This window comes from Nocardioides sp. (genome assembly GCF_030019515.1).
Taxonomy (GTDB): Bacteria; Actinomycetota; Actinomycetes; order Propionibacteriales; family Nocardioidaceae; genus Nocardioides.
In genome coordinates this window covers 1-22,580 of the sequence record NZ_JASEEQ010000002.1, presented here as the reverse complement: position 1 = coordinate 22,580, position 22,580 = coordinate 1, and the positions used below count along the sequence as shown (strand labels likewise).

The 22,580-nt window shown below is 74.3% G+C and carries 21 protein-coding genes; 10 read left to right on the top strand and 11 right to left on the bottom strand.

Annotated features, from left to right (window positions below; translation table 11 throughout):
• Positions 1-23: 23 nt before the first annotated feature.
• Both QMC84_RS02520 and ctlX read right to left on the bottom strand, forming a co-directional pair.
• Positions 24-212: a DNA/RNA helicase domain-containing protein gene (locus QMC84_RS02520; protein WP_300371456.1), complete on the bottom strand. Its 189-nt coding sequence runs from the start codon at positions 210-212 to the stop codon at positions 24-26.
• Positions 213-255: 43 nt separating this feature from the next.
• The gene (gene ctlX / locus QMC84_RS02515) at positions 256-1,296 is read right to left on the bottom strand and encodes a citrulline utilization hydrolase CtlX (protein ID WP_300371454.1); all 1,041 of its coding nucleotides are present in this window, start codon (positions 1,294-1,296) and stop codon (positions 256-258) included.
• Between the two features lie 134 nt (positions 1,297-1,430).
• On the opposite strand from ctlX, the gene QMC84_RS02510 reads away from it, so the two are divergent.
• Genes QMC84_RS02510 through QMC84_RS02495 form a run of 4 tightly spaced genes read left to right on the top strand, consistent with a single transcriptional unit; the run spans position 1,431 to position 7,637 of the window.
• A complete protein-coding gene (locus QMC84_RS02510; RefSeq protein WP_300371452.1) occupies positions 1,431-2,432 on the top strand; it encodes an iron ABC transporter substrate-binding protein in 1,002 nt (333 codons plus the stop codon).
• An 8-nt stretch (positions 2,433-2,440) separates the two neighbouring features.
• The gene (locus tag QMC84_RS02505) at positions 2,441-4,009 is read left to right on the top strand and encodes an iron ABC transporter permease (protein WP_300371450.1); all 1,569 of its coding nucleotides are present in this window, start codon (positions 2,441-2,443) and stop codon (positions 4,007-4,009) included.
• On the top strand, positions 4,006-5,067 hold the full coding sequence (locus tag QMC84_RS02500) for an ABC transporter ATP-binding protein (RefSeq protein ID WP_300371448.1): 1,062 nt from the start codon (positions 4,006-4,008) through the stop codon (positions 5,065-5,067). Before QMC84_RS02505 ends, QMC84_RS02500 begins: the two co-directional genes overlap by 4 nt.
• Entirely contained in the window at positions 5,064-7,637 is a 2,574-nt protein-coding gene (locus QMC84_RS02495; RefSeq protein WP_300371446.1) for an AMP-binding protein, read from the top strand. The genes QMC84_RS02500 and QMC84_RS02495 overlap by 4 nt, the downstream gene beginning before the upstream one ends.
• Here QMC84_RS02495 and QMC84_RS02490 read toward each other — a convergent pair.
• From QMC84_RS02490 to QMC84_RS02480, 3 genes are all read right to left on the bottom strand, one after another.
• A complete protein-coding gene (locus QMC84_RS02490) occupies positions 7,615-8,832 on the bottom strand; it encodes a phosphoribosyltransferase family protein (RefSeq protein ID WP_300372292.1) in 1,218 nt (405 codons plus the stop codon). The genes QMC84_RS02495 and QMC84_RS02490 overlap by 23 nt on opposite strands.
• A 172-nt stretch (positions 8,833-9,004) precedes the next feature.
• Complete coding sequence (locus QMC84_RS02485) at positions 9,005-9,622, bottom strand: PASTA domain-containing protein (RefSeq protein ID WP_300371444.1); 618 nt, start codon at positions 9,620-9,622, stop codon at positions 9,005-9,007.
• Positions 9,623-9,813: 191 nt separating this feature from the next.
• On the bottom strand, positions 9,814-11,262 hold the full coding sequence (locus tag QMC84_RS02480; RefSeq protein WP_300371442.1) for an RNB domain-containing ribonuclease: 1,449 nt from the start codon (positions 11,260-11,262) through the stop codon (positions 9,814-9,816).
• Positions 11,263-11,280: 18 nt separating this feature from the next.
• On the opposite strand from QMC84_RS02480, the gene yaaA reads away from it, so the two are divergent.
• On the top strand, positions 11,281-12,036 hold the full coding sequence (gene yaaA / locus QMC84_RS02475; RefSeq protein ID WP_300371440.1) for a peroxide stress protein YaaA: 756 nt from the start codon (positions 11,281-11,283) through the stop codon (positions 12,034-12,036).
• A 117-nt stretch (positions 12,037-12,153) separates the two neighbouring features.
• On the opposite strand, the gene QMC84_RS02470 is transcribed toward yaaA, so the two are convergent.
• From QMC84_RS02470 to QMC84_RS02460, 3 genes are all read right to left on the bottom strand, one after another.
• Positions 12,154-13,380 carry a bifunctional RNase H/acid phosphatase gene (locus tag QMC84_RS02470; protein WP_300371438.1) on the bottom strand — a complete coding sequence of 409 codons (1,227 nt, stop codon included), beginning with the start codon at positions 13,378-13,380 and terminating at the stop codon, positions 12,154-12,156.
• Complete coding sequence (locus QMC84_RS02465) at positions 13,377-14,081, bottom strand: C4-type zinc ribbon domain-containing protein (RefSeq protein ID WP_300371436.1); 705 nt, start codon at positions 14,079-14,081, stop codon at positions 13,377-13,379. Before QMC84_RS02465 ends, QMC84_RS02470 begins: the two co-directional genes overlap by 4 nt.
• 102 nt (positions 14,082-14,183) lie before the next feature.
• Positions 14,184-15,302, bottom strand: a complete 1,119-nt coding sequence (locus tag QMC84_RS02460; RefSeq protein ID WP_300371434.1) for a Nif3-like dinuclear metal center hexameric protein — start codon at positions 15,300-15,302, stop codon at positions 14,184-14,186.
• Between the two features lie 51 nt (positions 15,303-15,353).
• On the opposite strand from QMC84_RS02460, the gene QMC84_RS02455 reads away from it, so the two are divergent.
• Complete coding sequence (locus tag QMC84_RS02455) at positions 15,354-15,665, top strand: antibiotic biosynthesis monooxygenase (RefSeq protein WP_300371432.1); 312 nt, start codon at positions 15,354-15,356, stop codon at positions 15,663-15,665.
• Positions 15,666-16,018: 353 nt separating this feature from the next.
• Here the strand turns inward: QMC84_RS02455 and QMC84_RS02450 are convergent, their stop codons facing one another.
• Positions 16,019-17,584, bottom strand: a complete 1,566-nt coding sequence (locus QMC84_RS02450; protein ID WP_300371430.1) for an AMP-binding protein — start codon at positions 17,582-17,584, stop codon at positions 16,019-16,021.
• Between the two features lie 217 nt (positions 17,585-17,801).
• Here QMC84_RS02450 and QMC84_RS02445 point away from each other — a divergent pair, with 217 nt between their 5' ends.
• The 3 genes from QMC84_RS02445 (at position 17,802) to QMC84_RS02435 (ending at position 20,297) form a co-directional block, all read left to right on the top strand.
• Positions 17,802-18,182, top strand: coding sequence for a hypothetical protein (locus QMC84_RS02445; protein WP_300371427.1), 381 nt, complete (start codon positions 17,802-17,804; stop codon positions 18,180-18,182).
• A gap of 64 nt (positions 18,183-18,246) precedes the next feature.
• On the top strand, positions 18,247-19,641 hold the full coding sequence (locus QMC84_RS02440) for a HAMP domain-containing sensor histidine kinase (RefSeq protein WP_300371426.1): 1,395 nt from the start codon (positions 18,247-18,249) through the stop codon (positions 19,639-19,641).
• Positions 19,626-20,297: a response regulator transcription factor gene (locus QMC84_RS02435; protein ID WP_300371425.1), complete on the top strand. Its 672-nt coding sequence runs from the start codon at positions 19,626-19,628 to the stop codon at positions 20,295-20,297. The genes QMC84_RS02440 and QMC84_RS02435 overlap by 16 nt, the downstream gene beginning before the upstream one ends.
• A 152-nt stretch (positions 20,298-20,449) precedes the next feature.
• On the opposite strand, the gene QMC84_RS02430 is transcribed toward QMC84_RS02435, so the two are convergent.
• Both QMC84_RS02430 and QMC84_RS02425 read right to left on the bottom strand, forming a co-directional pair.
• Positions 20,450-21,301: a serine/threonine-protein kinase gene (locus QMC84_RS02430; RefSeq protein WP_300371424.1), complete on the bottom strand. Its 852-nt coding sequence runs from the start codon at positions 21,299-21,301 to the stop codon at positions 20,450-20,452.
• 4 nt (positions 21,302-21,305) lie between these two features.
• Positions 21,306-21,734 (bottom strand): hypothetical protein, encoded by a 429-nt coding sequence (locus QMC84_RS02425; protein WP_300371423.1) that lies wholly within the window; start codon positions 21,732-21,734, stop codon positions 21,306-21,308.
• A 199-nt stretch (positions 21,735-21,933) separates the two neighbouring features.
• Here QMC84_RS02425 and QMC84_RS02420 point away from each other — a divergent pair.
• A partial coding sequence (locus tag QMC84_RS02420; RefSeq protein WP_300371421.1) for a hypothetical protein occupies positions 21,934-22,580 on the top strand: 647 nt, incomplete at its 3' end.

Below are 22,580 nucleotides of genomic sequence, written 5' to 3'. Positions count from 1 at the left end.
TCGCATGGTCCAATGCGGCCGCCTCAGCCCGTCACAGCGCGGAAGTACGGCCGAAGCCGTTCGCGAAGCGCGGTGTCGCACACATACACGTACGTGCCGAGCATCCCGCGTGTCAGCAGCACCGCGTAGATGTTCTCGACCAGCCTGAGGATGTCCTCGTCACGATGAGGAGGTCGAAGCTCGGGGTTGTTGCCCATCTCGAACGCAGACATCGCCAGGCCCGCCTCGAGGCAGGGCGTGAGGAGATCTCCGGCCTCAGCCCTCGACGTCCGCCACGGCGACGTCCTGCCCGTCGGGGGTGGTGGGGTGCTCCTCGTTGATCGCCTCGACGGCCTCGGTGAGCTCGGGGTCGGCGGGGCGGGGGCGGCGGTCGAGGTGGACGCCGGCGATCATGCAGCGCACCGAGCCGCCGGCGAGCTCGATGGTGGGGATGTCGACCGAGATGATCTCGCAGGACTCCTCGATCGCCGCGACCTGGTCGGGGCGGAGGCTGCGGCGGGCGCGGCCGGACATGGCCATGATGTAGCGGCGCCTGCCCTCCGGCGTGCGACCGCACAGCTCGACGGCGTTGCCGGCGAAGTCGCGGATCTGCTGCTCGGTCAGCTCGATGACCTTGCGGCCGTTGACGCTCAGCCGCTCGCGGACCTGATCGCGGCGCTGCTCGTCGGGGATCATCCCCAGCGCGATCAGCGCGACGTCGGTGCCGACGCAGGCGAGGACGTTGGTGTGATAGACGGGCACGCCGCTGGAGTCGACCGCCTCGAAGGCCATCGGCTCGTAGTTGAAGTCGCTGCAGAACCGCTCCAGGACGTGCGTGTCGGCGCGGTGGCTCACCGCCATGTAGGCCACCCGCGACACGTGGTCGAGCACCATCGCGCCGGTGCCCTCGAGGAAGATGCCGTCCGGCTCGAGTCCGGAGTAGTCGACGATCGTCTGAGTGCGGTAGTCCGACTTGAGCATCTCCAGCACGTCGGCGCGGCGCTCGTGGCGCCGGTTCGAGGCGTACATCGGGTAGACAGCGACGTAGCCCCCCGCGTGGGTGGACAGCCAGTTGTTCGGGAACACGCTGTCCGGGCGGGTGTGGTCCTCGTCCCGGAAGACGTGCACGCGTACGCCGGCGTCGCGGAGCGCCTGCGCCAGCGCGTCCATCTCGGCCAGCGCCTTGCCCGACGTCGCGTCCTCGGACTGGCCGGCCGGGACGTCGCGCTGGAAGGCGTTGTCGGCGGCCGTGGCCGGGTTGGGGACGAAGCGCTCGGCGCGGATCAGGATGACGGCAGACGGGGCTTGGGCACTCACGATCGCCGAATGTAGACCTCGTCGCCCCGATCGGCGGCGGCGGATCGCCGCGGCCCCCCCGGAAGGGCCCTCGGTTGGGCTCGCCGTACCGTCATTGAGTATGGTTAGCCAACCCTAATCAATCTGAAGGACCCATGAAGCGCGTACCGGCCCTCCTCGCCCTGTCCCTCGCGACCACGCTGCTCGCCACCGGCTGCGGCGACGACAGCGACGCCCTGGTCATCTACAACGCCCAGCACGAGGAGCTGATGGTCGACGTCGCCAAGGCCTTCACCGACGAGACCGGCATCGACGTCGAGCTGCGCAACGGCAAGGACCTGGAGATGTCGGCCCAGCTGGTCGCCGAGGGCGACGCGTCACCGGCCGACGTGTTCCTGACCGAGAACTCCCCCGCCATGGCGCAGGTGGAGAACGCCGGGCTGTTCACCGAGCTCCCGCAGGAGGCCGTCGCCCCGATCCCGGCGATGTACCGGCCCCGCAGCGGGCTGTGGACCGGGTTCGTGGCCCGCGCGACCGCGCTCGTCTACAACACCGACCAGGTCTCCGAGGACGAGCTGCCGGACTCGATCCTCGACCTCGCCGACCCCGAGTGGAACGGCCGGATCTCCTTCTCCCCCACCGGCGCGGACTTCCAGGCGATCGTCGCCGCGGTCCTCGACCTGGAGGGCGAGGAGAAGACCCGCGCGTGGCTCGAGGGCATCAAGGCCAACGGGACGGTGTACGACGGCAACAACGTCGTGCTCGAGTCGGTCAACTCCGGTGAGTCCGAGGTCGGGATCATCTACCACTACTACTGGTACCGCGACCAGGCGGAGTCCGGCGACGTCTCCGACCACAGCGCCCTGTACTTCCTCGGCCACCAGGACCCCGGCGCGTTCGTGAGCGTCTCCGGCGCCGGCATCCTCGCCTCCAGCGACCACCGGGCGGAGGCGGAGAAGTTCGTCTCCTACCTGACCAGCACCGCCGGCCAGCAGGTGCTCGCCGACAGCTACGCGCTGGAGTACCCGCTCAACCCCGCGGTGCAGCTCGACCCGCCGGTCAAGCCGTTCGCCGAGCTCGATCCGCCCCAGGTCAACGTCTCGGACCTCGACGGCAAGGCCGTCGTGGACCTGATGACCGAGGTCGGGTTCCTCTGAGCGACCTGGTGCAGCTGCCGCTGCCCGGGACGGAGCCGGCAGCCCGCACGCACCCGCAGCGACCCGAGCCCGCCCCGCCGCTCCTCCTGGCGCTGGGCGTGCTGGTCACCGTCGCCAGCCTGATCCCGCTCGGGTACGTCGTCTGGTCGGTCGCCGACGTCGGCCTGGCCGAGGCCCGCGACTACCTGTTTCGGCCCCGGATCGGCGAGCTGCTGTGGAACACCTCCCGGCTGCTGGTCGGCGGGGTGGCGCTCAGCGTCGTGCTCGGCGTCGGCGGCGCCTGGCTGATCGAGCGGACCGACGTCCCCGGCCGCGGCTGGTGGCACGGCCTGATGTGCGCGCCGCTCGCCGTACCCGCGTTCGTCAACGGCTACGGCTGGGTCTCGATGACGCACGCGGTGCAGAGCTACGGCGGCGCCGTGCTCGTGGTCAGCCTCTCGTACTTCCCGTTCGTCTACCTGCCCACCGTCGCCGCGCTGCGGCGCCTCGACCCGAGCCTGGAGGAGGTCAGCGCCGCCCTGGGGCAGCGCCCGTTCGCGACGTTCCGGCGCGTGGTGCTGCCGACGATCAGCCCGGCAGTGCTCGGCGGCGCGCTCCTGGTCGGCCTGCACCTGCTCGCGGAGTACGGCGCCCTGCAGCTGCTCAACTACCCGACCCTGACCACGGCGATCCTGCAGCAGTACGGCACCTCCTTCAACGGCCCGGCCGCCAGCCTGCTCGCGCTGGTCCTCGTCGTGTTCTGCCTGGCGCTGCTGGCCGTCGAGCTGCTGCTGCGCGGCCGCGGCCGGCGGGCGCGGGTCGGGTCCGGCGCCGCCCGCACCGCCGAGCCGCACCGCCTCGGCCCCTGGCGGCTCCCCGCGGCGGGTGGCCTGGCCGCGCTCGTCGTACTCGCGCTCGGCGTGCCGCTGCTCAACCTGGCCCGGTGGCTGCTGCACGGCTCGTCGACCCGGTGGGACCTGCCCGACCTGACCTCGGCGATCGCGACCTCCGTCGGCCTCGCCGTGCTGGCCGGCCTGGTCGCGACGGCCGCGGCGACCCCGGTCGCGTGGCTCTCGGTGCGCCACCGCGGCGGGCTGACCACGACGCTGGAGCGGGCCACCTACACCGCGAGCGCGATGCCCGGCATCGTCGTGGCGCTCGCCCTGGTCACCGTGTCGATCCGCGCCGTCCCCGGGCTCTACCAGACCGTGCCGCTGCTGGTGATCGGCTACGTCATCCTGTTCCTGCCGCGCGCGGTCGTCAGCCTCCGGCCGACCATGGAGCTGGCCCCGCCGGTCCTCGACGACGTCGCGCGCTCACTCGGCTGCGGTCGCGCGGGCGTCGGCGTCCGGGTCACCGCACCGCTCATCGCGCCCGGCCTGGCCGCCGGCTTCGCGCTCGTCTCCCTGGCCGTCTCGACCGAGCTGACCGCGACCCTGCTGCTCGCCCCGACCGGCACCGACACGCTCTCCACGGAGTTCTGGTCCAAGGCGTCCTCGGTCGCGTACGGCGCGGCCGCGCCGTACGCCCTGGCGCTCGTGGTGCTCTCGGTCCCGGCGACCTGGCTCCTCAGCCGCGTCACGGTGGGTGCGCGATGACCGCGGCGCTGGAGGTCGGCGGCCTCACCGTCGGCTACGGGGACCAGACCGTCCTGCACGCCGTCGACCTCGTGGTCGAGGACGGCATCACCGCCGTGCTCGGGGTGTCCGGCTGCGGCAAGTCGACGCTGCTGCGCTCGATCGCGGGATTCCTGCGGCCGCGCGCCGGCACCATCCGGCTGGCGGGCGTGGAAGTGTCCTCGCCGAGCCGATCCGTGGCGCCGCGGGGCCGCAACATCGGCTACGTCCCCCAGGAGGGGGCGCTGTTCCCGCACCTCGACGTCGCGCACAACATCGCCTTCGGCCTGCCCCGGGCGCTGCGCCGGCGCCCGCACGAGCGGGTCGCGGAGATGCTCGAGCTCGTCGACCTGCCCGCCGCGCTGGCCACCCGGTACCCCCACCACCTCTCCGGCGGGCAGCAGCAGCGGGTCGCGCTGGCCCGGGCGCTCGCGGCGCGGCCCTCGCTGGTCCTGCTCGACGAGCCGTTCTCGTCCCTGGACGCCGGGCTGCGCGAGGAGACCGGACGGGCAGTCGTGGACGCGCTGCGCGCGACCGGGTCCGCGGCGCTGCTGGTCACCCACGACCAGGGCGAGGCGCTGTCCCTGGCCGACCAGGTCGCGATCATGTCCCACGGGAGGTTCCTGCAGGCCGCCGCGCCGCGCACCATCTACCTCTCCCCGGCCGACGAGACCGTCGCCTCCTTCCTCGGGCACGCCGCGCTCCTGCCGGGCGAGGTCGCGGCCGGCGAGCCGTTCCGCGCGACCTGCGCGCTCGGGTCGGTGCGGGTCACCGGCCACCCGGCGCCGGGTCGGGTGACGCTGGCGCTGCGGCCCGAGCAGGTGCAGGTGCGCCCGGTCGAGAGCGGCGAGGGCGTCGACGCCGAGGTCGTGGACGTCAGCTTCTTCGGCCATGACGCCACAGTCCGGACCCGGATCGCCGGCCACCCCGACCTGGTCATCGCGCGCACCCCCGCGGACACGCTGCCCGGCCCGGGCGACCACATCCGTCTCGTCGTCACCGGCGAGGTGCGCTGCTTCGCCCCTGGGACCGGCTCGTGACCACCGACCAGTTCGCCCAGGTCGCCGTACCGGCGCGCGACCTGGACCTGACCCTCCTCGGTGGCCGCCCCGACGACCCCGCGATCGTCGCCGCCGACCGCACGCTCTCGTACGCCGAGCTGGCCGCGCTGGTCGAGCGACGCGCGCTCGAGCTGGACGACCCGGGCCGGCTGCTGCTGCTCGAGATGGCCAACGACCTGCCCAGCGTCGTCACCTACCTGGCCGCGCTGGCCCTGCGCCGGCCGGTCCTGGTCGTCACCCCCGGCGCCCACGACGACATCGTCCGGAGCTACCGGCCGCCGGTGGTCGCGACCTCCGGCGGCGACCGGGTGCTGGACGCCGCGGCACCGGCGCCGGCGCTGTACCCCGACCTGGCGCTGTTGCTGTCGACGTCGGGGTCCACCGGCTCGCCGAAGCTGGTCCGGCTCTCCCGCGGCAACGTCGTCGCCAACGCGCGCAGCATCGCCGAGTACCTCGGCATCCGCCGCGCGGACCGGGCGCTCACTTCGCTCCCCCTGCACTACTGCTACGGACTCTCGGTGCTCAACAGCCACCTGGTCGCCGGGGCCGCGGTCGTGCTCACCGACCTGTCCGTCGCCGACGAGTGCTTCTGGGACCTGGCCCGCACGCACCGGGCGACCACGTTCGCGGGCGTCCCGTACACGTTCGACCTGCTCGACGCGACCGGCTTCGCCGACCGCGACCTCCCGCACCTGCGCTATGTCACCCAGGCCGGCGGGCGGCTCGCCCCCGAGACCGTGGTGCGGTACGCCGAGCTCGGACAGCGGCGCGGCTGGGACCTGGTCGTGATGTACGGCCAGACCGAGGCGACCGCCCGGATGGCCTACCTGCCGCCGACGCTGGCCCTGACCCGGCCCGAGGCGATCGGGATCGCCGTACCCGGCGGGACGCTGCGGGTCGACCCGCTCACCGACGACGGCCCCGGCCGCGACGGTCTGCCTGCGGACGTCGGCGAGCTCGTCTACAGCGGCCCGAACGTGATGATGGGCTACGCCCACGGGCCCGAGGACCTGGCGCGCGGCGCCGAGGTGGCCGCGCTGCGGACCGGCGACCTGGCCCGGCGCGCACCGGACGGGCTGTGGGAGGTCGTCGGGCGGCTCAACCGCACCGCGAAGGTGTTCGGCCTGCGGCTCGACCTCGACCGGATCGAGCGCCGGCTGGCCGCGGCGGGGACGCCGGCCCGCGCGGTGACGGTCGCCGAGGGCCTGCACCTGTTCACCACCCGGCCGCGCGACCGCCGCGCCCTGCCCGGCAACGCCGCGCGGATCGCCGGCATCCCGGCCGGCAGCGTGACCGCGCACCTGGTCGAGACCGTCCCCGCGACCGCGTCGGGCAAGTGCGACTACGCCGCGCTGCTCCGCCAGGCCCGGGCCGAGCTCGAGGTCGTCCGGCCCGACCCGCTGCCGGCACCGGCGTACGGCGACGTCGCGGGCCTGCGCGACGTGTACGCCGTCCTCCTCGGCCGGCCGGACGCCACGGCGCAGGACACCTTCGTGAGCCTCGGCGGCGACTCGCTGTCCTTCGTCGAGCTGTCGACCCGGCTGGCGACCCGGATCGGGCACCTGCCAGCGGACTGGCCGCACCGCTCGATCGAGTCGCTGGCGCACGCGTCCCGGCCCGCCCGCCGGTTCACGACCCCGCTCGAGCTCGGGGTCGTGCTGCGGGCCGTCGCGATCACCCTGATCGTCGTCACCCACGTCGACGTCGTGCACCTGCTGGGCGGCGCCCACGTGCTGCTCGCCCTGGTCGGCTACCACCTGGCCCGGTTCGGCCTGGGCGTCGACGGCCGACGGGCCCGGACCCGGCGGCTGCTCGCCGGCCTGGCCGGGGTCGCCGTCCCCGCCTCGCTGTGGATCGGCGGCGTCGCCCTCGTGACCGGGGAGTACCGCCCGGCCACCGCCCTCTACCTCAACGGCGTGGTCGGCGCGACCCGGTGGAGCGACGACTGGCAGTTCTGGTTCCTGGAGGTGCTGGTCTGGGGCACGCTCGCGGTCATCGCAGCACTCGCCGTCCCCGGCATCGACCGCTGGCAGCGCCGATCGCCGTACGGCGTGGCACTGATCGCCCTCGTCGCCGCGCTGGGGCTGCGGTACGCCGTCGTCGGGGTGAGCGCCGAGGGCACCGAGAAGTACACCGTGGCCGGCAGCCTCTGGCTGGTCCTGCTCGGCTGGGCGGCCGCCGAGGCGCGGACCCGGACGCCGCGGCTGGTGGTCGCCGCTGCCGGCCTGCTCGGGCTGGTGGGCTTCTTCCCGGGCGAGCCGAGCCGCACCGCGATCGTCGGCGCCGGCGTACTCCTGCTGCTCTGGGCGCGACCGGTGCCGGTCCCGACCGTCCTGGCCGCGCCGCTGCGCGTCGTCGCGGGCGCGTCGCTGTGGATCTACCTGACGCACTGGCAGGTCTACCCGGGGCTCGAGGCGGCCGGACGGCCCGCGCTCGCGATCGGCGCCTCCCTCGTGGTGGGCGTGGCCTGCGCCTGCGCCTACAGGCGGCTCGAGCGCGCGGCGCGGCCGCGGCTCCGGCGCCGGCTCAGCAGGAGACGCCGAGCCTGACCGGTCCGGCTGCCTGGGCGGTGAGGTGGTGGCTGAACCACTCGGTCGCGAGCTCGGCGACCCGCTCCAGCGAGTTCCGCTCGGAGAACAGGTGGGTGGCGCCGGGGATGATGGTGACCTTGCTCGGGCAGGACATCCGGGCCGCCGCCCAGCGGTTGAGCTTGAGCACCGTCGGGTCCGCGCCGCCGACGACCAGCAGGGTCGGGGCGGTGACCCGGGCCAGCGCGTCGCCGGCCAGGTCGGGGCGTCCGCCGCGGGAGACGACCGCACTGATCTGGCCGTCCAGGTCGGCCGCCGAGCGCAACGCGGCGCCTGCGCCCGTGCTCGCCCCGAAGTAGCCGACCGGCAGGCCCTCGAGCTCCGGGACGCCGGCCAGCCAACGGGTGGCGGTCGTCAGCCGGCGCGCGAGCCCGTCCACGTCGAAGATCCGGTCGCACGACGACTCCTCGGCCGGGCTCAGCAGGTCCAGCAGCAGGGTCGCGAAGCCGGCGTTGGTCAACCGGCGCGCCACGCGCACGTTGCGCGGGCTGTGCCGGCTGGACCCGCTGCCATGCGCGAACAGGACCACGCCGCGCGGGTGGTCGGGGATCCGGAGGGTGCCGGCGAGGACCGCGCCGCCGGCGGGGATCCGGACCGTGCGGCCGCTCGGGTCGATGCCCGACCCGCGGCCGTCGTCGAGGAGCCGGACGACCTGCTCGTCGGTGGTGGGCCGGAAGTCCTGGTAGTGGGCGCCCACGGTGGTGAACCGCGCGGGCATCTCGACGTACACGATCTCGTCGGCGTCCAGGGCGCGCGCGTCGATGCCGGGCGCGACGACCGGCGCCGCGACCACGACGTACGACGCGCCGACCTCGCGCGCCACCCGGCAGGCAGCCGCCGCGGTGGCGCCGGTGGCGATGCCGTCGTCGACGATGAGCGCCACGCGTCCGGAGAGGTCCAGGCCGGCCCGGCCGCGCCGGAGCTGGGTGGCCCGCTCGCGCAGGGCTGCTCGCTCGTGGTCGTCGAGCCCCGGCTCCCCCGGCAGTCCGGGCTTGCGGACGACGATCACGTCCAGCGGCGCGCGCAGCTGGTAGGCGATCTCGGCGGCCACCGGCACCCCGCCCCGCGGCAGGCCGACCACGACGACGTTGGTGCCCGTGAAGTGCGAGAGCAGGGCAGCAAGCCGCCGGCCACCATCGATCCGGTCGAGGAACATCGTGGACACCTCCCGTCCTTGTCCCCACCACGGTCGCCCGGGGGGTGAGGAACCAGACAGAGCCCCATGGCCCGGGGACCCGGGGCCTTCTGCCCCCATCCGAGGCCGCGCGGCGGGTCAGGTGGCGCCGCACGCGACCGGCCCCGTTGAGTCGGCTGAGCCAGCTCGTGACTCAGCCGTCGCCCACCGTCAGCCGCACAACGGCACCGGCAGGGACCGGCGTCCCAGCGGGCGGGACGGTGCCGGTGACGTAGTGCGGGAAGTCGACATCGGGCACCTCGGCGGTCAGCCCGGCCGCCTCGAGCAGGCGCACCGCGGTCGCGTCCGAGCGGCCGTACCGGACGATCGGCACCATGGTGTAGCCGGACGGGACGCGGGTGACCGAGGCTCGAAGTCCCTGGACGTACCGCCTGGGGTGCGGTCCGCGGTAGGTCACCTGGAACGTGGCGTCGCGGCTGGGGACGGCGAACGTGAGGAAGCACGGGCCGATCGGCCTCGGCCGGCACCGCAGACGCGAGGAGAGCACCTCGACTCCACCGACCCCGGTGCGCGACGACAGGTCGCCGGCCAGGAAGCGCCCGACCGCCTGGTTCGACGCGACGAGGAGCGCCGCGTCCGGTCGGTCGGCGCGCAGCAGGCAGCCCATCGCCAGCGCCGCCCTGCTGAGGAACCGCACGATGGGCCCCGAACCACCCCAGCACGGGTCCGTCGACGTCTCCCAGTCCTCGGGCACCGCGACCACCACGCCGTTCGTGCCCTGCCACCGCATGCCGGGCGGCGGGTCGGCCATCGGCGCCGCCGGCCGGGTCGTAGCGGACGGGGACCCGGTCGCGGACCTCGACGCGGTGGGCCCGGCCGCCGGGTCCGTGTCGGACCCGGACGTGCACGCCGCCAGCGACAGCACGACTGCGAGGACGACAGCGGCGAGGCGAGGTCCCATGGCTGGTCGGACGACCCGCCGGGCCTGTCGGTTCCGACCCGTCACTCCACGGTGAGCTCGACGGTCCGGGTCGTGAGGTCGGCCGTGGTCAGCCGGGCCTGGATGTCGGTGCCGAGCGGCAGCGGCGCGGAGCCGACCAGGCGGGCCTCCACGGCGGGCTCCTGGACGACCACGACGCCCCGGTGCAGGTCCTTCTCGTCGACGTCGACGACCACCCCGTCGAACACCTCGCCGACCCGGCCGCGGAGCACACCGGCCTCGACGAGGTCGACGATCTGCCGCTCGTAGGCGTGGGCCCGGCTGCCGGACGACTGGAGGGTCTTCGGCAGGTCGGGCAGGGCGTCCAGCACCCAGGCGGGCACCTCGGTGCCGGCGCACAGCGCGAGGCAGACCTCCCCGGCGTACCGGTCGCCGAGGCGCCGCAGCGGCGCGGTCACGTGGGCGTACTCCGAGGCCAGCGCCGCGTGCTGCGGGTCCGCAGGCATCTCACCGTCGAACGCGACATACCCGCTCCCGCGCAGCAGCCGCGCGGAGGCGTTGACCATCGCGGCGTGGCTGGGGCGGGAGGGGTCCAGGGAGCGGATGAAGTCCGGATACAGCTGTTCGGCCGGCCAGTCGATGCCCAGCGCCCGGGCGGTGCGGTGCAGCCGCTGGACGTCGCGCGGGTCGGGCGGCGGCAGGGTGCGCAGCAGCCCGACCCGGGCGTAGACCATCAGCGCGGCGGCCGCGAAGCCGGTGAGCAGCGAGATCTGGGCGTTCCACTGCTCCACGGGGAGCTGCTCGCGGAACTCCAGCCGCCAGTGGTCGCCCTCGACGTCGACGTCCTGCTCGGGCAGCGGCAGCGAGACCCCGCCGCGCGCCGCCTCGCGGGCCATCCGGAGCTCGCCGACCTCGCGCAGCAGCGCGAGCGACTCCGCGCCGGTGCCGTCGTCGATCGCCCGCTGCGCCTCCTCGTACGAGAGCCGGGCGGTGGAGCGCACCCGGGCCCGTTCGACGTGTACGTCGGCGCGGCCGCCCTCGGCGTCGACCCGGATCGTCCACAGCAGGGCGGGTCGGACCTGGTCGGGCAGCAGGGAGGCGGCGTCCTCGCTGAGGACCGTCGGGTGCAGCGGGATCTTCGAGTCCGCGCCGTAGAGGGTCTCGCCGCGCCGGTGCGCCTCGGCGTCGACGGGGTCCCCGGGCGCCACGAACGCGGCCACGTCGGCGATCGCGTAGTGCACGACGTACCCGTCGCCGTCGCGCTCGAGGTGCAGCGCCTGGTCGAGGTCCATCGCCCCCGGCGGGTCGATGGTGAGGAACGGCAGGTCGGTGCGGTCCAGGTCCGGCAGCCGGGGGGCGCGGGCGGCCGCGGCAGCCGCCTGCTCCACCTCGGCCGGGAACGCCGGGGTGACCCCGAGGTCGGCCTGGATACGGGCGATGCCGTCGCGCAACTCGGCCGCCGCCACCTCATCGCGAACGGAGCGGACCCGGACGACGCGGCTGCTGGGCATACCGGCACCATAACCACCGTGCTGATCCTGCTGCCGCCCAGCGAGGGCAAGACCGCCGCGCGTCGCGGCAGATCCCTGGACCTCGACGACCTCGCGTTCCCCGCCCTCACCGCGGCCCGCGAGCGGGTCCTGGGCGCCCTCGAGGAGCTGTGTGCCGGCGATCCGACGGTCGCGGCCAGGGCTCTCGGGCTCGGCGCCACCCAGCTCGACCTGGTCGGCGTCAACGCCCGGCTGCGCACCGCGCCGACCGCGCGCGCCGACCAGGTCTACACGGGCGTCCTGTACGACGCCCTCGACGTCGCCACCCTCTCCGCGGCGGCCAAGCGGCGCGCGGCCGGCAGGGTCGCGGTGACCTCGAGCCTGTTCGGGCTGGTGCGGACCGCGGACCGGATCCCGGCGTACCGGCTCTCCGGCGACACCACCCTCCCCGGCCTCGGCGCCGTCGCCGGCGTGTGGCGCGAGCAGCTCGGCCCGGTCGTGATCGAGGCGGTCGGCAGCGGGCTGCTCGTCGACCTGCGCAGCGGCACGTACGTCGCGTTCTGGCGGCCGGCCGGGGTGCGCACCGCCACCGTGCGGGTGCTGCACGAGACGAACGGCCGCCGCCAGGTCGTCAGCCACTTCAACAAGGCGACCAAGGGCCGGATCGTCCGAGCGCTGCTGGAGGCGGGCGCGGATCCGCGGACCCCGGCGCGGCTGGCCGAGGCGTTGCGCGACCTCGGCTGGGTGGTCGAGGAGGACGGGAGTCGCCTCGACGTGGTGGTCAGCGAGTTGTGACCGGCTCGGGGGACGGTCGGTTTCCCCGGGTACCCGGGGAAACCTGCACTGTTCGGCCGAAGTTTCGGCCCAACAGTGCAGGTATTGCCCGAGAAGTCCGCTCGACGGGGCGGCTCGTCACCAGGTGGTGGCGGCGGCGGTGAAGGCGTCGTTGCCGGGCGGCAGCGCGTTGTACATCCGCAGCGACGGGCGGTCGTCGAAGTAGGAGATCACCGTCACGGACGCGGGCGTGAGCTCCATCCGGAACACCGCCCCGAGCGGCGCGTCGAGCGCGTGGGCGACCAGGGTCTTGATCGGTGTCACGTGGCTGACCACCACGACGGTCCGGCCGGCGTGTGCGTCCAGCAGCCGCGCCAGCCCGGCGAGCACCCGCTCCTGCACCACCCGGAACGACTCCCCGCCGCCCTGGGCGCCGCCCGGCGCGACGTCGAGCGATCCCAGCCACGCGTCGAGGTCCTCGCGGTGGCGCTCGCCGACCTCCGCGAACGTCAGCCCGTCCCAGGCGCCGAACTCCATCTCGGCGAACCCGGGCTCGACCTGGACGTCCCGGCCGAGGCGCTCCGCGACGATCGCGGCGGACTCCTGGGTGCGGCGCACCGGCGAGGCGAGCACCGCGTCCACCCGCTCGGCGAGCGGCGCGAGCCAGTCGGCGACGGCGCGCACCTGCGCCCGGCCCTCCTCGCTCAGGCCGGGGTTGGCGCTGGCCAGGCCACCGGAGAAGCGCTTCTCGGTCGTGTGCGGGGTCACGCCGTGGCGGACCAGCACCACCGTCGTCGGCGTGCCCCCGACGCCCCAGCCGCGGACCTGGCCCTGGATCGACGCGGGTCGCTCCGGGGCCGGCGACTCGAGCTCCTCGATCAGCGAGTCCGGCTCGACAACCTCGGCGGGCACCTCGGCGGGCACCTCGGCGGGCACCTCGGCGGGCACGGTGACGCCACTGCGCGTGCCGTCGAGGGCCTCGTTGACGAGCCGGTCGGCGTGCTTGTTCTGCTCCCGCGGCACCCAGGTGTACGTCGTCCCGAACGGCGCGAGCCGGGTGGCCTCGGTCGCCAGCGGCCGCATGTCGGGGTGCTTGATCTTCCAGCGCCCGGACATCTGCTCGACCACGAGCTTGGAGTCCATCCGGACCTCGATGTCGGCGTCCGGGGCGAACCGCTCGGCCAGCCGCAGCCCGGCGATCAGGCCGGAGTACTCCGCGACGTTGTTCGAGGCGATGCCGATCGCGGTGCCGTCCTCGGCGATCACCTCGCCGGTCTCGGCGTCGCGGAGGACGGCGCCGTACGCCGCCGGCCCGGGGTTGCCGCGCGACCCGCCATCCGCCTCGATGACGACGCGTCCGGTCACAGGCCGGACTCGGGGGTCCGCACCAGGATCCGCTGGCACTCCTCGCAGCGGATCACCTCGTCGGCGGGAGCGGCCTTGATCACCGCGAGCTCGGCGTTGTCGATGCCCAGCTGGCAGCCGGTGCAGCGGCGCTGGCGCAGCTCGGCGGCGCCGACCCCGCCCTTCTGCTCGCGCAGCCGGTCGTAGAGCGCCAGCAGGTCGGCGGGCACGCCGTCGACGGCCGGCGCGCGCTCGGCGAGCACGGTGTCGAGCTCGGCGTCGATCGCCGCCAGCCGCTCGTCGCGAGCCGCGGCGAGCTCGCCCAGTCGCTGGTCGGCCTCGGCGACCTGGGCGGTCAGGCCGTCGAGGTCGCGCTGGGCGTCCTCGAGCCGGGCCATCACCTCCAGCTCCTCGTCCTCGAGGGAGCCGATCCGGCGCTCGAGCGACTCCAGCTCGTGCTGCATCCGCTCCAGGTCCTTGGGGCTGGTGACCAGTCCCTGGTCGATCCGGTCGCGGTCGCGGCGGCGCCGGGTCTTGACCGCCTCGACGTCCGCGTCGACCTTCTCCTGCTCGACGGTCAGGTCGTCGACTGCGATCCGGGCGTCGCGGGCGCGGTTGTCGAGCTCGGTGCGGCTCGCCTGCAGCGCGGCGAGCTCGGCCAGCTCCGGCAGGCTCGCCCGCTGGTGGCGCAGCAGGTCGGCTCGCGCGTCGAGCGCCTGCACGTCCAGGAGCTGCAGTTGGGCGGACGGGTCGGCTTTCAGCGTGGGCTCCTCGGATGCGGTGTATCGGATGCGGTGTATCGGATGCGGTGTATGGAGTGCGGGTCAGACGCGGAACGACCAGGGGTCGGTCCGGACCGTGCTGACGCGAGTCTCCACCGTATCGCCCAGGGCCTCGACCAGCCGCGCCTCCACCACCGGGAGCCAGGTCCACTCCGCGGCCCAGTGCGCGACGTCGACCAGCGCCGGCCCGCCGCGCTCCGTGAACCCGCTGGCGGGGTGGTGCCGCAGGTCGCTGGTGACGTAGACGTCGGCGTCGGTGCGCGCCACGGTGTCGAGCAGGAAGTCGCCCGCGCCGCCGCACAGCGCCACCCGGCGCACCCGGCGGCCCGGGTCGCCCGCGACCCGTACCCCCTGGGCGGTGGCCGGCAGGGCGCCGGCCACGTGGGCGGCGAACTCCGCCAGGGTCGTCTCCGGCACCGCGCCGATCCGACCGGTGCCGGTCGGGGACAGCCCGGGGGCGGCCAGCTCGACGACGTCGTACGCCGGCTCCTCGTAGGGGTGGGCCGCGAGCATCGCGCGGACCACCTCGCCCCGGCGGCCGCGCGGGACGACGACCTCGACGCGGACCTCGTCGACCACCTCGACCTCGCCGACCGAGCCGATCGCCGGGTGGGCGCCCTGGAGCGGGCGGAACCGGCCCTCCCCCGGGCTCGAGAACGAGGCGTGGTCGTAGTCGCCGATCCGCCCGACGCCGGCCTGCGCGAGCGCCTCACGGAGCCGGTCCGCGTGGCCGGCGGGCACGAAGACGGTCAGCTTGTCGAGCGGGTCCGCAGGCGCCGGCAGGATCGGCTCGGGGGCGTTCAGGCCCAGCGCCCGCGCCATCGCCTCGGAGACCCCGCCGACGGCCTGGTCGGCGTTGGTGTGAGCGGCGAGCAGGGCGCAGCCGGCGCCCGCCAGCGCGGCCAACGTGCGCCCCTTGGGGGTGGTTGCCGGGAAGCCGTGCACGGCCTTGAGGAACAGCGGGTGGTGGGTGACCAGGAGGTCGGCGCCCCACGCGGCCGCCTCCTGTGCGACCGGCAGCACCGGGTCCACCGCGAACAGGACCTTGCGCACCGGCGCCTCGGGGTCGCCGTACACGAGCCCGACCGCGTCCCAGGAGTCGGCGGTGTGGGGCGGGTACCACCCGTGCAGCAGGTCGACGACGTCCTCGAGGGCGGGCATGGCTGAAGGCTAGTGGCCCGGCCGTGCCGGGGGGCCGCCTACCCTCGACCCATGCCCGTCGTGAAGATCAACGCCATCTCGGTCCCGCCGCAGGCGCACGAGGAGCTCGAGAGGCGGTTCGCCCACCGCGCCCACACGGTCGACGAGACGCCCGGCTTCCTCGACTTCCAGCTGCTCCGTCCGGTGCGCGGCGAGGACCGCTACTTCGTCGTCACCCAGTGGGCGGACGAGGAGTCCTTCGTCGCCTGGCGCGACGGCGACGCCCGTGCCGCCCACGCCGGTGAGCGCCGCGACCCGGTCTCCACCGGCGCCGACCTCCTCGAGTTCGAGGTCGTCCTCGACGTCCCGCCGGCCTCCGCCTGACCCGGTCACCCGCGACGGTTTCCCCGGGTACCCGGGGAAACCTGCACTGTTCGGCCGAAACTTCGGCCGATAGGTACCGGCTTTCCCCGACCAGTCCGCCCGCCGCTCGACGCGGCGACGGTAGGGAGGACCTAGGTCCCTACGCCACCCCGGCGAGGCTCAATAGGTTGAGCCCTGCACGTGAGGCGCTGATCGCCGACGGGACGCTGGTGGAGGTGCAGGTACTTCCGGGCTGCATCACCCTCCGCGGCCCCGTCGGCCGGCGAGTGCCGGCGAGTGCCGGCGGCGCGAACGAGCCGGTCGACGTAGCGACCTGGAGTGCCCGGCCGCTCGTGGCGATCGTCGCCCGGTGGCTAGTTGACCTGCCGGTCCCGGCCTTCCCAGTACGGCGCGCGCAGCTTGAACTTCTGCAGCTTGCCGGTGGCCGTGCGCGCGAGCTCGTCGCGGAACTCCACCGACGTCGGCGCCTTGTAGCCGGCCGCCTTCTCCTTGCACCAGGCGATCAGCTCCTGCTCGGTCGCCGAGGCGCCCTCGCCGAGCACGACCAGCGCCTTGATCGTCTCGCCCCACTTGTCGCTGGGCACGCCGATCACGCAGACCTCGGCCACGGCCGGGTGGGAGAACAGGACGTCCTCGACCTCGATCGAGGAGACGTTCTCGCCACCGGTGATGATCACGTCCTTCTTGCGGTCGCTGATCGTGAGGTAGCCGTCGTCGCCGAGGCTCCCGCCGTCACCGGTGTGGAACCAGTCGCCGGCGAGTGCGCGCTCGGTCTCCTCGGGCTGCTGCCAGTAGCCGTCGAGCACGACGTTCGAGCGGGCCAGCACCTCCCCGGCGTTGTCCTCGTGCTCGGAGATCGCGAGGCGTACGCCGAGCGCGGGCGCGCCCGCCCGGGTCAGGCGGGCCGCCCGGTCCTCGGCGGACAGGTCGTCCCACTCCGCGCGGGTCCGGTTGATGGTGAGCAGCGGGGAGGTCTCGGTGAGCCCGTAGATCTGGATGAACTCCCAGCCGAGCTCCTCCTGGACGCGGATCACCGTCTGCGTGGGCGGCGGTGCCCCGGCCATGATGATCCGGACCCGGTCGCGCCCGGGGATCTCGCCCTCCCAGGTCTGGGCGGCCTCGAGGACCGCGGCGGCGACTGCGGGCGCGGCGCACATCACGGTGACCCCCTGGTCGCGCACCCGGCGGAGGATCTCGGCACCGTCGATCTTGCGGATCACGACCTGGCGGACGCCGAGGCCGGTCATCGCGAACGGCATCCCCCAGCCGTTGGCGTGGAACATGGGCAGCGTGTGCAGGTACACGTCGCGGTCGGTGACGGCGGCGTGCATGGCGAACGTGACCGCGTTGACCCAGATGTTGCGGTGGGTGATCTGCACGCCCTTCGGCCGCGCGGTCGTGCCAGAGGTGTAGTTGATGCAGGCCGTCGCGTTCTCGTCCGGCTCCCAGGCGCGCGGCTCGGCCCCGCCGTCGGCCGGGGCCGCGGCGAACATGTCCTCGTCGCGGCCGAGCACGAACTTGAACTCCGCCGGAACGTCCTCGAGCGTCTCCTCCAGCTCCGGGTCGATCAGCAGCACGCGCGCACCGGAGTGCTTGACGATGTAGTGCACCTCGTCGGGACGCAGCCGGAAGTTCACCGGTACCAGCACCCGCCCGAAGCCGCTGACGCCGAAGAACGACGTGAGCAGACGCGCGCTGTTGTGGCTGACGATCGCCACCCGGTCGCCGACCTCGAGCCCGAGCTCGTCGAGCTTCGCGGCCTGCCGCCGGGCCAGCGCCCCCAACTCGGCGTAGGTGAGGTCGCCGCCCGCACCCAGCGGCGACGCCGGCTGGTCCGGCTCGTCGACGACACCGACCCGCTCGCCGTACACCTGCACGGCCCGGTCGATGAAGTCCGAAATGCTGAACGGGACGATCATGCTGCCTCCTCGGGGTGTGGGCCCCCTCACTCTAGTGAGCCCGACGTTGCCTCGCGGTTGCCCGGCCTCCTGGCGGCGGCTTCGGGAACCGGAGCGCACGGCGGTCCGTCCGGCACCATCCTGGGACCAGTGCCGCCGGTGGGCTGAGCCGCGTCCATGAGAGTCCTCTCATCGGGCTCTCACCTGCACCCCACCATCGGGGATGATGGTGGTCACCATGAAGACGCTCTGGAAGGTGCTGCTCGCACTCGCGCTCGTCGTGCCGCTGGCGGCCTACGTCGCAGGCTCGCTGGTCGCGTCCGCGGCCGACGACCCGGCGCCCCGGCCGCCGATCGTGATCCAGGACGCCGGGCGGTCAGCGTCCCCTGCGGAGACCCCGTCGTCCTCGCCCTCGGCCTCCGACGACGTCCAGAAGGTCGAGCTCGACCCGGACGACCTCGACGACGACAGCGACGACCTCGGTCGCGACGACGACCACGCGGACGACCACGGCGGCGACGACCACCCCGACGACCGCTCCGGGCCGGGTGGGGGCGGCGATGGCCACAGCGACGACAGCGGCGGCGACGACGGTGGCCACGGGAGCGACGACGACTGACCCGGCGATCGAGGGGGCGGGCTCCCGACCCGGCGCCCGGCCGGCTCCCCGGTCGGGCGTCTCCGTGCGCGCACGCATCACGGCCGCCGTCGCGCTCCTCGGCGCCCTGGCGCTGACCGGCGCCGGCGGAATCGTGTACGCCGTCGAGGCCCAGCGGATCGAGCAGCAGCAGGTCACCGAGATCGACCAGGAGCTCGCCGAGCTGGACCGGCTCCAGGACCAGGGGCTGAACCCCGACACCGGCCGCCCGTTCGCCGGCGTCGGCGCCATGCTCGACACGTTCCTGGCGCGCAACGTCCCGGACGAGAACGAGATCCTCATCAGCTGGTACGACGGTGGCCCGCGGCGGGCCTCCCCCACGACCGACTTCGCGAGGACCCGGCTGTTCCGCGACACCGCGCGCCCGCTGGTCCCGGGTGGCGGCTCCGCGCGCGTCGACGTGCCCGGGTACGGCGAGGCGCTGATCACCGTCCAGCCGGTGCGGAGCACCCGCGACGCAGGAGCCCTGGTGGTCGTGACCTACCTGACCGAGGCGCGCGCCGAGCTGCGCGACACGATGCGCACCTATGCGATCGTCGCGCTGCTCTCGCTGCTGCTGGTGACCGCCGCGGCGGCCTGGCTGTCCGGACGCCTGCTGGCGCCGCTTCGGACCCTGCGCGAGACGGCCGACGACATCTCCGAGTCCGACCTCTCCCGCCGACTTCCCGTCACCGGGCACGACGACATCACCGCCCTCACCCGCACCGTCAACGGCATGCTCGACCGGCTCGAGGCGGCTTTCGTCGGGCAGCGGGAGTTCCTCGACGACGCCGGCCACGAGCTGCGCACCCCGCTGACGGTGCTGCGGGGCCACCTCGAGCTGCTCGACACCGGCGACCCGGCCGAGGTCTCCGAGACCAAGGAGCTGCTGCTCGAGGAGGTCGACCGGATGGCGCGGCTTGTCGGCGACCTGATCCTGCTCGCGAAGAGCGACCGGCCCGACTTCCTCCGGCTCCGCTCGGTCGACCTGGCCGGCCTCACCGCCGACGCGCTCGCCAAGGCCCGCGGCCTCGGCGATCGGGCGTGGGTCCTCGACGGCGACGCGTCGGTGCAGATCCACGCCGACGAGCAGCGACTCACCCAGGCGCTGCTCCAGCTCGCCGACAACGCGGTCAAGCACACCGGCCCCGGGGACACGGTCGCGATCGGGTCGTCGTACGACGGCGACCGCGCGCGGCTGTGGGTCCGCGACACCGGACCCGGCGTACCGCCCGAACAACGCGGGTCGATCTTTGAACGATTCGGCCGCGGCGCCGTAGTGCCTGGTGACGAGGGCTTCGGCCTCGGCCTGTCGATCGTGTCCGCCATCGCGCGCTCGCACGGCGGCACGGTCGAGGTCCAGGACGCCGCACCCCGCGGTGCTCGGTTCGTCATGACCCTGCCGGCGCCAGCGAAGGAGGACCCGTGGCCCGGATCCTGATCGTCGAGGACGAGGAGCGGATCGCGTCGTTCCTGGCCAAGGGCCTGCGGGCCGACGGCCACGTGACGACCCGGGTGGCGAACGGGCGCGAGGGCCTCGATCTCGCGCTCGGCGGCGAGGTCGACCTCGTGGTGCTCGACATCGGCCTGCCCGGGATGGACGGCTTCGAGGTGCTCGACCAGCTGCGCTCCCAGGGCTCCACGGTCCCGGTCATCGTGCTCACCGCCCGCGACTCGGTGGGCGACACCGTCTCCGCATTGGAGGGCGGCGCCGACGACTACATGCCCAAGCCGTTCCGCTTCGCCGAGCTGCTCGCCCGGGTCCGGCTGCGGCTGCGGCGGAGCGCCGACGCGGGCGCCGGCCCGCGGGAGGACGTGCTGCGGTCCGGCCGGGTGCGGCTCGACGTCCGGACCCGCCGCGCGGTCGTCGACGAGCGGCAGGTCGACCTGTCGGCCCGGGAGTTCTCGCTCGCCGAGATCTTCATGGTCAACGCCGGCCAGGTGCTCTCCCGCGAACAGCTCCTCGACCACGTCTGGGGGATGGACTTCGACCCCGGCTCCAACGTCGTCGACGTCTACGTCGGGTACCTGCGCAAGAAGCTCGGCGCGGACACCATCGCCACCGTCCGGGGCATGGGGTACCGCTTCAACCGCTGAGACCGGCGGCTCGTGCTTGCGAGCTCGGCGGGCGGCGGGCGGCGGGCGAGGGCGGTGACCAGGCAACCGAACGCAGAGCCCGAACGGTTGCCAGCACACCGACGACCGGGACCGGCTGCGCCGACCGGAACACTCGTGGGGCACATCCCGGCTCAGGAGGCTTTCAGGGCACCGCCCAGCCGGGCGGCGGGGAGCCGGTCCAGCACCGGCTCGAGCGCCTCGGCCAGCTCGTGGGGCAGCGGACGGCCTCCAGGGTCGCGGTCGAGGCCGGCGCGCAGCACCTGGACGACCTCGGCGGGCGTCCGGTCGGGCATCTCGTTGGGGTCCTCGTCGAGCTGGGGGAAGCCGGGGCCGTCGAAGGCGCGGTAGCCGGCGACCGCCTCGAAGAGCGTGGCGCACAGCCCCCACACGTCGCTGGCGGGGCCGGGCGCGCCGTACCGGTCGGGGTCGGCCTGCTCGGGTGCCATGTACGCGTCGGTGCCGATCTGCCGCGTCCCGGCGGCGTCGGCGACCGGCCGGGCGACCGAGAGGTCGATCAGCCGCGCCGGAGCGCCCATGATCACGTTGCTGGGTTTGACGTCGAGGTGCACCCAGCCGAGATGGAGCAGGTAGTGCAGGGCGCTGGCGACCTCGATCGCCAGCGGCAGGTACTGCTGCTCCTGCAGGGGGCCGTGGCGACGAAGCAGCGTCGAGAGCCGCGGGCCGTCGACCTGCTCGAGCACGACGTGCGGCCGCGGCCCGCCGGGCTCGTCGCGCAGCCCGCGCACGACGACCGGGTGGTTGACGGTCGCGAGCGCCTCGACCTCGCGGGCCAGGCCGCGCAGGGCGTGCTCGTCGCGGACCCGGTCCGGGCGGACCAGCTTCACGACCACCGGGAGGTAGGTCAGCTCGTCGAAGGCCAGGTAGGCCTCGTAGGCCGATCCGCCGCCGAGCCGACGGACGGCCGTCAGCTCGGCGGTGATCGCGTCACCCTCGGCGAAGCCCCAGGAGGACGGGTTCGGCACGACGTCAGCCCCGGGTGTTGTGACGGGTGCCGTCGTTGGTGTGGTGCCGCGAGTGGTCCACGTTGCCGCTGCCCGGACCGTCGCTGGTCAGGTCGCGCACGCTGGCGTCGCGGCTGTGGTCGGTGTCGCCGCCGCGGGTGTCGGCGCCCGTGTTGGTGCCCGTGTCGGCGCCCGTGTTGGTGCCCGTGTTGGTGCCGGTGCTCGTCCCGTTGCCCAGCCCGGTGTCGTCATCGTCGTCGTCATCGACGGTGGTGACCACGGCCTGGCTGTCGTCGTCGCGCTTGAACGCCTTGCCGTGGTGGTGGCCCCGGTCGTCGCGACCCGAGTCGTCGGAGCCCTGGTCGGCCACCGCCAGCGGCGCCTGCCAGGCGATCAGGCCGGTGGTGACCAGGCTCGCCAGCCCGAGGGTCCCGGAGGTCATCAGCTTGTTCATCGTCGTCTCCTCGTCGTTGGGAACTGCTGTCGACCAGGAGCCTCCCGGCGGGCGGTGAGGTGCGGATGAGCAGCAGGTGAGAGACCTCTCACGCGGCGGACGAGCGGTGCCCGTATCCTGAGCGCGCCCGCAACCGAGCCCCCGGAGACCCGCGATCCCGCCCCGTCCCGCGACCGCACCCATCGCGCCGCCGTACCTGGTGTGGGCGCGCGCCACGGTGCTCGGCGCCGTGATGCTCGGCACCGGCACCGTCTCGCACGCGTCGGCAGGCGGACGGCTCCCCCACCCCGTCGCGCTGCTGGTCCTGGCGGCCGCGCTGGTCGTCCTGGCCGGCCGGTTCGTGCTCGGCCCGGCGTCCACCCGCCGGATCGTGGTCCTGGTCGTCGTCGGCCAGGGCCTGGCCCACACCGCGCTCTCGGCGCTCGCCGGCCACCGCGGAGAGGAGGGTACGGCGTCCCCACGCCACCTGCCCGCCCCGGTCGCGAGCCTGCCGGTCGACGCCGACGGCCGGCGGGTCGGGTCGCTCCTCGACGCCTACACGTCCACGCCCGCGATGTCCGGCCACGACCGGCCCGGCGTGCCCACGGCACCGCTGACCCACCTGCTGCACCACCTCGCCGACCAGGGACCGACGATGCTGGCCGCCCACGTGGTCGCAGCCGTCGCCCTCGGGCTGGTCCTGGCCGTCGGCGAACAGGCCCTGTGGGCGCTGCTGCACCTGGCGGCGGCCCGCCTCGTCGTGCTCACCGCGGCCCGTCGCAGTGCGGCGGCCCGCCTGGCGGTCCTCCGCGGCGCCGCGAGCGCGCCCCGGCGCCGGCCCCGAGCCGCCGGCTTCGCGCCGGAGAT

Bases quoted from the DNA above. Each gene is read 5' to 3' on its own strand.
- QMC84_RS02520 (WP_300371456.1), bottom strand. From the start codon at position 212: ATGTCTGCGTTCGAGATGGGCAACAACCCCGAGCTTCGACCTCCTCAT.
- QMC84_RS02510 (WP_300371452.1), top strand. From the start codon at position 1,431: ATGAAGCGCGTACCGGCCCTCCTCGCCCTGTCCCTCGCGACCACGCTG.
- QMC84_RS02500 (WP_300371448.1), top strand. From the start codon at position 4,006: ATGACCGCGGCGCTGGAGGTCGGCGGCCTCACCGTCGGCTACGGGGAC.
- QMC84_RS02490 (WP_300372292.1), bottom strand. From the start codon at position 8,832: ATGTTCCTCGACCGGATCGATGGTGGCCGGCGGCTTGCTGCCCTGCTC.
- QMC84_RS02485 (WP_300371444.1), bottom strand. From the start codon at position 9,622: ATGGCCGACCCGCCGCCCGGCATGCGGTGGCAGGGCACGAACGGCGTG.
- QMC84_RS02480 (WP_300371442.1), bottom strand. From the start codon at position 11,262: ATGCCCAGCAGCCGCGTCGTCCGGGTCCGCTCCGTTCGCGATGAGGTG.
- QMC84_RS02460 (WP_300371434.1), bottom strand. From the start codon at position 15,302: ATGCCCGCCCTCGAGGACGTCGTCGACCTGCTGCACGGGTGGTACCCG.
- QMC84_RS02455 (WP_300371432.1), top strand. From the start codon at position 15,354: ATGCCCGTCGTGAAGATCAACGCCATCTCGGTCCCGCCGCAGGCGCAC.
- QMC84_RS02450 (WP_300371430.1), bottom strand. From the start codon at position 17,584: ATGATCGTCCCGTTCAGCATTTCGGACTTCATCGACCGGGCCGTGCAG.
- QMC84_RS02445 (WP_300371427.1), top strand. From the start codon at position 17,802: ATGAAGACGCTCTGGAAGGTGCTGCTCGCACTCGCGCTCGTCGTGCCG.
- QMC84_RS02425 (WP_300371423.1), bottom strand. From the start codon at position 21,734: ATGAACAAGCTGATGACCTCCGGGACCCTCGGGCTGGCGAGCCTGGTC.